The sequence below is a fragment of the Winogradskyella vidalii genome, assembly GCF_013403955.1.
In the GTDB taxonomy this organism is placed as follows: Bacteria; Bacteroidota; Bacteroidia; order Flavobacteriales; family Flavobacteriaceae; genus Winogradskyella; species Winogradskyella vidalii.
Map to the genome: position 1 here is coordinate 1,496,388 of NZ_JABFDG010000001.1, position 13,973 is coordinate 1,510,360.

Below are 13,973 nucleotides of genomic sequence, written 5' to 3' on the forward strand. Positions count from 1 at the left end.
TCGATGATTTGCATTAAAAATCGATTAAGTGCGTGTATTTTATCGATTTTAACATTTTTTTAACAGTTTGATTCAAATATGAAGTTAATTTAGTAGTCCCAAACCTAATTAACCTACATATGAATGCCTCTAAACTCTTGCCATTATTGGCTATTGTTGCCATTTTTAGTTTTACATCTTGTTCAACTGATACTATGGATGATGATACATTAAAAGCTATTGAAGTCTCTAATGTACCCCAAGCAAAACAGATTGAAATAGAAATTATGGAAATCATCAATGACTACAGAATCAATGAAGGGTTAAACCCTTTGCAATACCATAGTGTAGTGAAAGCTGTAGCTTATACCCATACTGACTATATGATTGAAGCTAATAACGTGTCGCACGATAATTTCTATTTAAGAAAGCAAAGTCTTCAGGCTAACGCAAGTGCCGATTTAGTATCTGAAAATGTAGCCTACGGCTTTAATTCTGCAGAATCAGTTGTAAATGCTTGGCTAAATAGTCCAAGCCATAAGGCTAACATAGAAGGTGATTTTACTGATTTTGATGTTTCAGCAGAAATGAATACACAAGGGAAGTGGTATTTTACTAATATTTTTATTAAGCGTGGTTAAACAAATAGCTACACACTCAATTCTATTTTTTTTAAGTAGATAACAGTATTTATAGAGGGCTGTGTATACTTTAATCTTCTTTTTCATAGAGCACCTTCACCTTTATAAAAGGTGCCGTATAAAACTTCTTTTTAAATACAGATTTTCGTTTGTTTTTATGCCATTCATTAGAGCGGAATCTAGAATATTCTAGATTCTTTTTTGTATGTGTATAAAGCACATTTGGCGTTGTTAAGTACATAGAACTTTCTATGGTTACGTCGTCTGGCTTGATGGTTTCTATACCTATAAAAATTCCATTCTTAAAAAAAGGGATGGCTTTATCTTCTAAATCAATTTTATAGTTCTTTGTGTCTATTTTAGGCTTGATGATGATATTTTCAAAATGTAAAAGAGCTCCTGGGAATCCTAAATGATTAACATCATAAAAAGCTAATCTATAATACGTTTTATAGGTTTTATAGTCGTTATTTATTCTGCTTTTAAATTTTAAATGCAGTTCTGTGAGTTTTCCTTTTTTATGTTTTGGGTTTTCAATAAAGCTGGCTGTTTCAGAACCATAGGGTAAAGAAGAGGGATAAGTTTGTTTTCTACTTCCTGTAGAAAGTTGAATTTTGTTATGGCTATATCTTTTTTTCTTGTCTAATATTAAAACCTCTTTTAAGTGTTCAGTTTTTGGAATTAATTGAAAATTGAGCTGATACGTTTTCTCTTCTTTAAATTGAGACATAGGTATAGCTTTGTTTTTATATCCAATTAATGAGATGATTAAGGTGTCTTTAACTGTTGTTTTAGATAAATTTAAATCATAGCAGCCATTCTCATTGCTATAAGCTCCTATAGGTTTTCCTTTAATCACCAAATTAGCATAAGATAGTTTTTCATTGCTCATACTATCTATGATAACTCCTTTTAATGATTGAGAATAGGTTATTAGTTGATAAAGAAGTAAGCTTGTAAATATGAGATATTTCACGGTCTAAAAATAGTTAAGCAATATTTTGCAAAATAACCTTCTTAAGTCACTTATCCTTTATAAGCTATAGTTGAATTTTATATAAAAATAAAAGAGCAAGCTTATCATAAGCTTGCTCTTTTCCTTAGTATTAATTTAGTTTGGGATACGTTTACTCTTCGGTTTTATTTTTTAAATCGGAATGTAAGATGTAGAAATAAGAACGTCTATTGAGTTGGTGTTCATCTTCTGTACATTTCACACCATTAGAACATTCATTTAATAAGCGTGTTTCTCCATATCCAATGGCACTTTCAATTCTACTAACATCAATTCCTCTTGAAATGATATAATCTTTAGTTGATTTTGCACGCCTATCTGATAATTTTAAGTTGTAATTATCACGACCTCTACTATCGGTGTGCGATTCAATTTTAATTATCATTTCAGGATGTTTTCGCATGACATCTACAATATTTTCTAATTCATATTCTGCATCGGTTCTAATGTTTGATTTATCAAAATCGAAAAAGATAGGATTTATGACAATCTGGTTATTCAGAATTAACGATGTCAGTGTTAAGTCAACCGTATTTTCTTTCTCATTTTCATCTGATGTGGTCAGCTTATGCTGATCATCTTTATAGTCTGGTTTTGTTCCTAGAATAGTATAAGTAGAATTACAGTCGGCGTCAAAAGTATAACTACCATCTTCTTCAGTTACAACTTCTTCAATAATTTTACCTGTTTCATCAATAAGCTGTACGGTTACACCACTTAATATAATATCGGTTCGAGCTTCTCTAGCAATACCTGTGATAGTTTGGCTACATTCAGTAATATTGAAGCTATAAATATCATCGCTTCCTTTTCCTTCGGGTCTGTTTGAAGAAAAATAGCCTTTATTAGTTTCACTATCTACATAATATGCAAAATCATCATAGCCACTATTAAATGGCGCTCCAATATTTACAGGGTCAGCGATTAATTCGTCTTTTAGAATATTAGATTTAAAGATATCCAATAACCCTAAATTCAAATGACCGTCTGAAGAAAAATAGAAGTTACCATCTTGCGCTATAAAAGGAAACATTTCACGACCTTCAGTATTAATTTTATCGCCTAAATTTTCAGGGTCTCCATAAGTACCATCGTCATTGATCGCCACTGAATAAATATCAGTTTGTCCAATACCGCCTTCACGATCAGAGACAAAATATAAAGTTTTATTATCCGGACTTAATACAGGATGACCTGTGGAGTAAACATCATCATTAAATGGTAATTCTACCACATTAGTCCATGCGTCACCTTCTAGTGTTGCTTTGTATATTTTAAGATATGTAGTTCCTTCTTTATCGTATTTTAAGCGATTACGTTTGTTGATGTTATCTCTAGTAAAGTACATCGTTTTGCCATCATTTGTTAAGGCAATTGATGCTTCATGATAGTCTGTGTTAACGTCTTCGGCATTAATCTGAACAGGTTCGCCGTAAGTTTGTGTGTCGTCTTCTTCATTATCGGTGATTTCAACTTGAAAGATGTCTAGAAAAGGTTCTTTATTCCAGCTATATACTTTACTGTCATCACCTCTTGATGTTGCAAAGTAGAATGTGTTTTCATGTATATAAGACCCAAAGTCAGAATTTTCAGAATTGAAAGGTAAGTTTTCAATAGTGACAACCAGGTTTTCATTTTTAGACGTTAGTTTATCAAAAATATCAACTTCATCGGGATTATAACCTTTAAGTCTGCTATCTCCTTCTTGTGCTTCCTTTAGTTTTTTAAACCATACATCAGCTTCTTTATAGTTGCCTACACTTCTTAATGATTGTATATATTTATAAATATATTCAGCTTCAATATCATTGTGTTCTGTAAGCGCTTTGTTGTACCAATAAACCGCTTTTTCAGAATTAGAGTTGTTGTAGTTAGCATCTCCCAAACGCGTTAATACGTGTGCGTCTGCTTTTCCTTTTTCAACGACTTTTTCATAGAGTTCTATGGCTTTAACATAACCGTAGTTTTCAAAGAATTTGTCTGCCAATTTAGTTTGGGCAAAAGAGCATGAACTGCTTAAAATTATAACGAGCGCTAGTATTTTAATTTTCATAATTGGGGTCTTTTTAGAAATATCTTGGCGATTTAATTCGTTTACTTTTAAAGACTTCAAACATCAGTAATACTTCGTGAGTACCACTAGTGTAAGGTCTAATATCTGAAATTGGATATTCATAGGCATAACCAATTCTAAGCTGTTTAGAGATTTGGAAATCTGCTATTCCACCTATGGCTTCGGCATATTGATTAATACGGTAAGCGCCTCCTAACCATAACTTTTCATTAAATAAAAAGTTAGCAGAGAGATCAAAAGATAAAGGTGCTCCATTTGTAGCTTTTAATAAAGCAGAAGGTTTTAGTTTTGTGTTTTCACTAAGGTTAAAGACATAACCACCAGTAAAATAATAACTAATACGTTCTAAGGCAACGTAATCTACTGAGCCGCTTCCACCATTGTTATAATCTGTGTTTAGTATTCTTGGTGCTGATAAGCCTAAATACCACTTATTAGAGTGTAAGTATACACCAGCTCCAAAGTTAGGACTCCAGCGATTAGATACATCGTCAAAGAATAAATCATTTACAACAGAAGGATCGTTAAGAAGCTCTTGATCTAAGCTGTAATGGGTAAACCCACCTTTTAATCCAAAAGCTAATTTTACGGTTTCACTGGCTTTAATAGTGTACGAATAATCTGCGTATAGGTATGAAAAATTTTCATAACCCAATTTGTCATTGATAAAGGAAACTCCTAGACCCATGTTTTCATTTCGCAAAGGCGCGTGTACAGATAATGTCTGTGTTTCTGGGCCACCTTCTAGGCCAACCCATTGACTTCTATGTAACCCAACAACACTTAGTGTTTCTCTACTTCCGGCATAAGCGGGATTAATAGAAATGGTGTTAAACATGTACTGCGTAAACTGAGGTAGCTGCTGAGCAAAGACAGTAGAAACACTCAAAAAAAGTACAGCAATACTTATAATTTTTGATAACTTCATTGGTTAAGTTTTATTTAGTTTGTGGCTACGTAGATAGGACCTGCCATAGGTGCTAATCCACTATTTCTTAAGTTAATAATGTAATAATATGTACCTGTTGGGACTTTCCCAGAATTTCCAATAGAAGAACTATGTGCTTCTCCATTCCAATCATTTAGGTAATTATTTGATTTATATATTTCAGCGCCCCAACGGTTGAATATCTGTAACTCTATTACAAATCCACAATCTTCAATACCCGTAATGGTAAAGAATTCATTATGAGCATCGCCGTTAGCAGTTACCGTTTTTGATATGACAACATCATCTTCTCCACAAGCTAAAACCACACAGTCATCATCTAACGTTACTGTAACTTCTACTTCTGTTGGACAAGCATCTTCAGTAATAGCATACATAAATGTATATTCACCAACTTCAGCAGTAGTAGGATCAAAGAAGCTTCCATTATTAATAGTTGCATCTCCAGATACAACACTCCATGTTCCATTGGTATTAAAATCACCTGATAATAGTTCGAACAAATCAAATTCAATATCTAGTATACATCGGTTGGCATCATTAGCATAAATAACATTTGTCATTTCTACGTTGATAGTTTGTGTGTACAAGGCTTGGTTTTCGCAATCATCAGTAACTGTCCAAGTTCTTGTAATTATGTAGTCGCCGTTTTCATTAGGTTCACTTGACGTTTCATCAAAAGATACGCTAATATCATTTGAACAAGAATCTTCAAATACTGGGCTTGGAACTTCTGGAATAGCATCACATAAAACCGTTATGTTTTCTTCAAAATCATTTATAGACGTTGGAGGTGTATTATCTTGAACATTAATGATTTGTGTATGCATTGTTTCATTACCACAGCTATCTGTTGCAATCCATGTACGTTCAATGATATAATCTCCCATACAAGACCCGTTAGTGATTTCTTCTTCAAATACAACATCAGCAGTTCCACAGTTATCTGAAGCAGTTAATGTTTCTGCTGTTGGTACAGCATCACACTCGGCATCTAAATCTTCTGGTAAGGTTTCGTTAAATGCTGGCGCTGTTGTATCTTGAATTGTAATGGTTTGTGTGAATGTTGTGGTGTTATCACAATCATCAGTTAAAGTCCATACTCTAGCAATTGTAGATGAAATAGGACAAGTGCCATCCGTAACAGTATCGGTAAATATAGCTTCAAGTTCTGTTGCACAGTTGTCTGCCTCATCGGTAACGTCTCCGGTAATACTTAAATCATTAATATCGACATCACATTCTACCGTAATATCAGTAGGAACAGTAAATGTAGGCACTGTTGTATCTTGAACCGTTATAGTTTGGGTAAAAGTTGTTGTATTATCACAATCATCAGTTAATGTCCATATTCTAGATATAATTGAAGAATTGGTACAAGAACCATCTGTAATAGTGTCTGTAAATGTAGCTTCAAGATCTGTTGCACAGTTATCTGCTTCATCGGTTACGTCTCCTGTAATAGTTAAGTCCGTTACATCTTCATCACATTCTAAAGTTATATTAGCAGGTACTGAGAATGTTGGAACAGTAGTATCGTGTACAATAATTGATTGTGTACATTCAGCACTATTTAAAACCGTGGTTTCATCATCATCACGAACACCATTGCCATTTGTATCTTCATAAGAAGTTACTGTGTAAGTCCGTGTAATAGTTTGTTCGCAAGTGTCTTGGTCACTACTGTTTTGAGCCGTAATTTCAATAATTCCACAAGCATTGTCTCCAATAACACCATCGGCATTACCTAAGGCTTCAAATGCTTCAATTGAATACGAAGTTTCTGAAGGTAAGTCGCTATAGCAATCTACAGTGGTTTCTTCAAAAGTAGGACAAGTCACTTCAAACGCGCAACAAATTGCTGCTTCACCAGATAGCGTAATTGTATTACAACCATTTTCATCTGTGATTTCAACATTATATGCTTGATCACCAGCAATAGCAGTTGAAGTCCATGTAAAAGTATCATCATCATTAGTGACCCATGTACCAGTTTCTCCTGAGCCTGTTGCAGTGAATGGTGCTGAACCTGTAAAGGTAGCAACAATAGTATAGGTTAATCCATCTTCTGAACATACCAATTCTTCTGTTGATACTAATGTAATATCATCTGTAAAATTAACAGTAACTTCTAAACGTGTTTGACTTTCACAGCTATCTGAAGTCGTTTGAGTTGCAAAATAAACATCGCCATCAATTAAAGCTTCAGAAGTATCTAGAGGTGTTGTACTCGTTTCACTTGAGTACCATTGAATATCTTCTCCAGTAGCCATTAAGTCAGCTACAGTTGGCTCACTAGAACTACAAAATTCTTGTGTAGTAGCTCCTGATGGTGCTGATGTTGTATTTGAACTTACTGTTATAATAGCAGGTGTAGACGGCGTCCCTATAATATCTGTAATAATATATTCTACTGACGCACCTGAAAAACTTGGTAAAGCTTCAAATGTTACAATACCGTTAGCACCAACTGTAAATGTTCCTTCACTCGAAATAGTAACCGTGTTAGTTGGTAATGAAGTTACAGGGTCTAAAAGTTGTACTGAAGTAACATCAATGTCATAAGTGCCTTCCGAATCATTTTCTAAAGTATTTATCTCAATTTCTGTTTCATCAGTGATACAAGTAAAATCATCTTGTGCCATAGGAGGAATTATCTGTGCAGGACAACGTGCACCATCACCAGGGTGTACATCTATTAAATTGCTATAATAGGTAGCATTTATATTTCCTGTGTGTGGCGTTTCTATCCTGTAAATATTTCCAGATTGATTATTAGCAACATACATATTACCTAGAGCATCTGTAAAGGCTGTTCCAAAGGCATTGTCGGATTCTGAATCTAAGCCGGTCACAGCACCTAAGTCATCAATAGTGTTATCCGCAACATTTAAACGTAATAATTTTTTAGTGGCTGTACTCGTTAGCATATATAAATTACCATCAATAGGACTGAAAGTTACATCATGTATGCTTACACCGTAATTTACTAAGTTTGTAGCTGTTAAATAATTTGGACTACTTGGATTAAGGTCAATAGAAACAAACTTATTGACACCATGTAAATACAAAATACCATTGTCATCAATATCTCCAGCACTGTAATTACCAACAGTAAAAGGGCCTACAATAGGCAGCTGTTCTACATTACCTGAAGCATCAATTTTTACAATTTTATTAGTGAATTGTTGCATTCCATAAATACTGTTATCTAAACTATTGTAGCCAATACCATTGATGAATTGCGATTGAGTAGTGTCTTCAATTAGAGGGTATTTAATTAGAGTTTGTGTATTGGTTACTAAATCATAAGAGTATAAACCAGATATAAAATTATGAATACCACCTCCTGTATTTACAATAACATAAGCTAAACCGTCTTCACAAGCAAAAGGCGTGGTTAAACATTCTGCTGGTGAATCTCCTGTTAGGGATAACGAACCACAATTATCTTCTATAGTTACGTTATAAGTTTCAACAGAACTTTCAATTGGGCTAGACACCCAAGTTGTAGTGCCATCTGTATTTTCTGTAAAGGTTCCAGATTGTCCATCGCCAGAAGCTGTAAATGGTGCCGTACCTGTAAATGTTGCTTCAATGGTGTAAAGTGTACCATTTTCAGTAACACAGCTTGTTTCTTCTGGTTCAGTTAATGCGATTTCAGGGCTGAAAGCTACTGTAACAGCTGTTCTTTCTACACTTTCGCATCCTGAATTACTAGTTTGAGAGGCGTAATACGTGTTACCGTCACTAATTGCGTCTGTAAAATCTAAAGGACTTTCGTCAGTTGCACTAGCATACCATTGAATTGTATTCCCAAAAGCATTTAAGTCTGCTAAGGTTGGGGTATCACTTTCACAAAACTCTTGAGTTGAAGGTGCTGTTGGGGCTTCTGTTTCATTTAAATTAATAGTGATAAAGCCAGGGCTGGATAAATATCCTATTACATCTGAAATGGTATATTCAATGGTTGTTCCTGTAAAAGTTGGTAGTGCTTCAAATGTAACGTCTCCGTCAGTTCCTACGGTAAATGTACCTTGGTCTGAAATTGTTACTGTATTTGATGGTAATGAAGTCTCTGGGTCAATAAGTTGAACAGAGGAAGTATTTATAGCATAAGTTCCTTCAGAGTCGTTATCCGTTACGTTTAAGGTAACCTCAGTCATATTGGCAGTAATACAAACACTATCTGCAATGGCCATTGGTTTGGTAGGTTGGCTAGGACAACGTGCGCCGTCTCCAGGACTAACACCTGGTAAATTACTATAAAAAGTTGCTGTTAAACCACCTAGATGGGGTGTTGCTATTTTATAGGTATTACCAGAGACATTATTTGCAACATACATATTTCCTAAGCTATCCATATAAGCCGTACCAAAAGAATTGGTGCTTTCTGACTCTAATCCAGATACCTGTCCTAAATTGCTAATAGTATTCGTAGCCGAATCAAATCTCAACAGCGACCTAGAGCTTGTACTCGTCAGCATATAGATATTGTTATCAATAGGGCTAAAAGCCATGTCATTGATACTTGTTGAGTGTTGTAGTACGATGTTTGCGACTAAATAGTTAGGACTTGATGGGTTTAAATCAATAGTTACAAAACGTCCTGACCCGTATAAATACAAAATACCATTTTCATCTATATCTCCTGAAGGGTAAGTATTTCCAACTAAACCTGTTACTGTTAGTAATTCAAGATCCCCATTTTGATCAATTTTTACCACTTTATCACTTCCAAGTAGCAATCCATATAAGTAATTATCAACTGTATTGTAACCAATCGCATTTACAAACTGAGATGTTGATGTATCAGAAATTAAAGGATTTTTTATTAATGTGAGCGAGTTTGTAGATAAATCAAAAGCGTATAAACCTGTGACATTTCCATTAGGACTACCTACGTTGGTGAGTATATAGCTTAACCCATCACTACAATCGAACGTCATATTAGCTCTGCCGCTTAACGTATTTTGAAGGTCATTATACTTCGATTCTGGAATGTTACGAGAATAACCGTTTGTTAGTCTAAAATCCTCAGAAGGCGTTTGATTGATTTTAGAATTGTTTTGGCTTTTTACAGGCGAAACCTGACCAAAAGAGCTAAAACTAACCATAACTAAAGTTACGATAAACACCAATGACATTAGCGGATTGAGAGGTGTTTTTGATTTGGGATTGTATAAGTGTTTCATTTTAAACTTTTTTAAGTTAATCAGGTTATGATTGCTTTAAAATTTGATTTTGTATATTTAATAGTGGAAATATGTTATATAAACATCTATATAAATAGGTGTAAAATAAGTAGATGAATTCTTTAAAATTTGTAGTGAACTTAGAAGTGATTGTAGGCTTGTTAGTTATTGAATAAGAAGAACTGTGATTATTCTTTTTCAAAGTGTCATTTAACACATGAGCTTTTCGATTTTGAATAACGTTAAGCAAGTTGATGTAAATACCAATGCTTTTTCCATTCAGTCCTATTTTTTTTTCTAATTCCATGACACTTAATTTTAAATGTTGATGTCGTAAACTTCTAGATATAAATATTTATTAAACATATCCTTTGTTTAATTGCTTAATTGAAATATTTTAGAGGGAGGGAATTTGGTAACTCTGTACCAAAAAAATGGATTCTTTAATAGTTTTTATTTGGGGGCTTTTTACATTAATTTTACATAACAAAAGTAACTTATATTAATATTTATTTACAAATATTAATGTTGAAGCGGCAATATACTCGTCAAAACGGACATACGCAACCTTTTGTCGATAAAAAATAACCTTTAATCGATAAAAAATGAAAGAAATTATACTTGCTAGGCATGGTAAGTCATCTTGGGAGTTGGATATTACTGATAGAGATAGGCCTTTAAAACCAAGAGGTGTAAACGATTCTTTACTGGTTTCTAAGGAGTTAGGTCTTAGGTGTGATGTTTCTCATGCTATTTATTCAAGTCCAGCTAACAGAGCGTTGAGTACTTGTAAGATTTTTACAGAAACATTAAAGATTTCTGAGTCTAAAATTAAAATTATTGAAGATTTATATGATTTTGAAGGGAAAAATGTCATTAAGTTTATTAAAAGTTTACCAAATGATTTAGATGAGGTTATGATTTTCGGTCATAACCATGCTTTCACATCTATTTCTAATATCTTTGGTGATACCTATATTGATAATCTTCCTACAAGTGGTGTAGTTAAACTCCGTTTTGAGATAAACGATTGGGAAGATTTAAAACAAGGGACAACCGAATTTATAATTATTCCAAAGGAATTAAAGTAATGACAAAAGAAAAAAATATTTATATAAACCGAGAATTGAGTTGGTTAAAATTTAATGAGCGCGTTTTACAGGAGGCAGCAGATAAAGAGGTTCCTCTTATAGAACGGTTACGCTTTTTAGGGATTTTTTCAAATAATTTAGATGAGTTTTTTAAAGTAAGATATGCTACTGTAAAGCGAATTTACGAAGCAGGTAAAGGTGGTAAAAGTGAATTAGGAGGGATTAAAGCAGGAGACCTTTTAGAAGAAATAACACAGATTGTAATTGATCATCAAAGTTATAGTTTAGAAATTTTAGATGAAATTGATAAAGAGTTAGAGAAAGAGAATATCTACGTTATTAATGAAACAGAAATAGATGAAGAACATCATGAGTTTATAAAAAATTATTTTTATCAAGAAATCAGTCCAGCTTTAGTCGTTATTATGCTAAATGAAGAAGTTGCCTTACCAGAACTGATGGATATTTCGGCTTATTTAACCGTAAAGATGTCTAGTTCTGAAGAGAAAGACCAATTTGCTTTGATAGAGATATCGTCAACTATGGACCGTTTTGTAGTGCTTCCAAGTAAAGGTGAGAATAATTATATAATAATGGTGGACGATATTTTAAGATATTGTTTAGATGATATTTTCAACATCTTTAATTATGATGATATCAGTGCTCATATGATTAAAATTACTAGGGATGGCGAATTAGATTTTGATAGTGACCTAAGTAAAAGTTTTATAGAGAAATTAACCGAAAGTGTTAAAGACCGACAAAGTGGTGTTCCTGTGCGATTTGTTTATGATAAAAATATAGAACAAGATACATTAGAGTTTTTACTTAAATACATGTCAATAGATGAAAAAGAGAGTATTATTCCAGGGGGGCGTTATCATAACCGAAGGGATTATATGGGATTCCCAAGTTTGGGTAGAACAGATTTACTATATGATAAAATCAAACCGCTTCCGGTTAAAGGGCTTAATCTAGAGGAGAGTATATTTAAAACCATTGCTAAAAAAGACTATTTGGTTTATACGCCTTACCATACCTTTTCTTATATTGTAAGGTTTCTAAGAGAAGCGGCATTAGATCCTATGGTTAAATCTATAAAAATTACAATTTATAGACTGGCTCAGGTTTCCCATGTGGCTAGTTCATTGATAAATGCAGCAAAAAACGGTAAAAAAGTAACCGTTTCTATAGAGCTAAGAGCACGTTTTGATGAGGCTGCAAATATCAATTATGCAGAGCAGATGCAAAATGAAGGCATAAAGATGTTGTTTGGGGTTACAGGCCTAAAAGTCCATAGTAAAATGTGCGTTATCGAGCGTATAGAAAAAGACAAACTGGTAAGATATGGATTTATAAGTACAGGTAATTTTAATGAGTCCACAGCTAAGATTTATACAGATTTTACATTAATGACGTCAAATTCAAAAATATTAAAGGACATTAATAAAGTATTCGACTTTTTTGAAGTCAATTATAAAGTCAATCGATATAAACATATAATTACTTCACCGCACTATACAAAGTCAAAATTTTTCGCTTTAATAGATAATGAAATCGAAAATGCTATCCAGGGAAAACCAGCTTATATAAAACTTAAAATGAATAGCATTAGTAGCTATAAAATGATAGATAAGTTGTACGAGGCAAGTAGAGCAGGAGTAAAAATACAAATGATTGTTAGAGGACTTTGCTGTTTGGTGCCAGGTATTAAGGGAATGAGTGAGAATATTGAAATTATTAGTATTATAGATAAATTCTTAGAGCATACAAGAATGTATATATTTTCTAATCAAAATAATCCAAAAATCTATATATCTTCTGCAGATTGGATGACGCGTAACATCGATAATAGAGTTGAGGTGAGCTGCCCTATATATGATGAAGATATAAAGCAAGAGTTACAACATTTGTATGATATTTGTTGGAATGATAATGTTAAAGCTCGAATTATTAATGAAAAACAAGATAATACCTATAAAAGAAACGATGCCCCTAAAATTAGAGCTCAGTTTGAAACTTATTCGTATTATTTAAATAAATTGGAAGGATAATTATGCTGAAAATACAGAAATTCGCAGCTATAGATATTGGATCTAATGCTGTACGATTATTAATATCAAATATTATTGAGCAAGATGGCGAAAAGGTAGTGTTTAAAAAAAACTCTCTCGTCCGTGTACCAATTAGATTAGGTGCAGATGTATTTCTTAAAGGTGAAATATCAGATTATAACCAAGAGCGAATGATTGATACTATGCTGGCGTTTAGTTTAATAATTAAGTCTCATGGTGTGGTAAAATATAAAGCCTGTGCAACTTCTGCCATGCGAGAAGCTAAGAACCGTATTCCTTTATCTGAAAAGATTTTAGAAACTAGTGGAATTAATATTGAAACTATTGACGGGGAAGATGAAGCAGCCATTATTGCCGCAACCGATTTGCACACGTTTATTAATCCTAATAAAACCTATTTATATGTTGATGTTGGTGGTGGAAGTACCGAATTTTCAATCATTCATAACGGCGAGAAAAAACTATCTAAATCCTTTAAAATTGGAACGGTAAGATTGCTGAATGATATTGTTAAAAATGAGACATGGTTAGAAGTTGAAAACTGGGTAAAAACACATACCAAGCCATACGATAAAATAGAACTCATCGGTTCTGGTGGTAACATTAATAAAATATTTAAACTATCGGGTAAAAGTATGGGAAAACCCCTAACGTATTTTTACTTAACTAGCTATTATAAGATGCTTCAAAATTATTCATATGAAGAACGTATCACGGAGCTAAACTTAAATCAAGATAGAGCAGATGTTATTATTCCGGCAACACGTATTTATTTATCAGCAATGAAATGGAGTGGTGCTAAAGATATCTATGTGCCAAAAATTGGACTTTCAGATGGTATTATAAAAAGTATGTATTATGAAACGGTTTCTAGTGTTAGTATATAGTTAAGTCTTATAAAATACCATTGGGCTGATTTTTCGCTATTAAATCTATTAATTTATTTGAATTTTA

Annotated in this window: 8 protein-coding genes; 4 read left to right on the forward strand and 4 right to left on the reverse strand. The window is 33.2% G+C overall.

Going from position 1 to position 13,973, the window contains the following annotated elements:
* Positions 1–119 precede the first annotated feature (119 nt).
* Positions 120–620 (forward strand): CAP domain-containing protein, encoded by a 501-nt coding sequence (locus HM982_RS06410; RefSeq protein WP_179352265.1) that lies wholly within the window; start codon positions 120–122, stop codon positions 618–620.
* Between the two features lie 70 nt (positions 621–690).
* On the opposite strand, the gene HM982_RS06415 is transcribed toward HM982_RS06410, so the two are convergent.
* The 4 genes from HM982_RS06415 to HM982_RS06430 all read right to left on the reverse strand — a co-directional run bounded on the left by HM982_RS06415 (position 691) and on the right by HM982_RS06430 (position 9,853).
* Entirely contained in the window at positions 691–1,596 is a 906-nt protein-coding gene (locus tag HM982_RS06415) for a carboxypeptidase-like regulatory domain-containing protein (RefSeq protein ID WP_179352266.1), read from the reverse strand.
* Between the two features lie 151 nt (positions 1,597–1,747).
* Positions 1,748–3,688 carry an OmpA family protein gene (locus HM982_RS06420; RefSeq protein ID WP_179352267.1) on the reverse strand — a complete coding sequence of 647 codons (1,941 nt, stop codon included), beginning with the start codon at positions 3,686–3,688 and terminating at the stop codon, positions 1,748–1,750.
* A 13-nt stretch (positions 3,689–3,701) separates the two neighbouring features.
* Positions 3,702–4,637: a PorP/SprF family type IX secretion system membrane protein gene (locus tag HM982_RS06425; RefSeq protein ID WP_179352268.1), complete on the reverse strand. Its 936-nt coding sequence runs from the start codon at positions 4,635–4,637 to the stop codon at positions 3,702–3,704.
* 14 nt (positions 4,638–4,651) lie between these two features.
* Entirely contained in the window at positions 4,652–9,853 is a 5,202-nt protein-coding gene (locus HM982_RS06430) for a DUF6923 family protein (RefSeq protein WP_179352269.1), read from the reverse strand.
* Positions 9,854–10,458: 605 nt separating this feature from the next.
* Between HM982_RS06430 and HM982_RS06435 the strand changes: the two genes are divergently transcribed.
* Genes HM982_RS06435 through HM982_RS06445 form a run of 3 tightly spaced genes read left to right on the forward strand, consistent with a single transcriptional unit; the run spans position 10,459 to position 13,906 of the window.
* Positions 10,459–10,944: a SixA phosphatase family protein gene (locus tag HM982_RS06435; RefSeq protein WP_179352270.1), complete on the forward strand. Its 486-nt coding sequence runs from the start codon at positions 10,459–10,461 to the stop codon at positions 10,942–10,944.
* A complete protein-coding gene (gene ppk1, locus HM982_RS06440) occupies positions 10,944–12,998 on the forward strand; it encodes a polyphosphate kinase 1 (RefSeq protein ID WP_179352271.1) in 2,055 nt (684 codons plus the stop codon). The genes HM982_RS06435 and ppk1 overlap by 1 nt, the downstream gene beginning before the upstream one ends.
* A gap of 2 nt (positions 12,999–13,000) precedes the next feature.
* Positions 13,001–13,906 carry a Ppx/GppA phosphatase family protein gene (locus tag HM982_RS06445; protein ID WP_179352272.1) on the forward strand — a complete coding sequence of 302 codons (906 nt, stop codon included), beginning with the start codon at positions 13,001–13,003 and terminating at the stop codon, positions 13,904–13,906.
* Positions 13,907–13,973 lie beyond the last annotated feature (67 nt).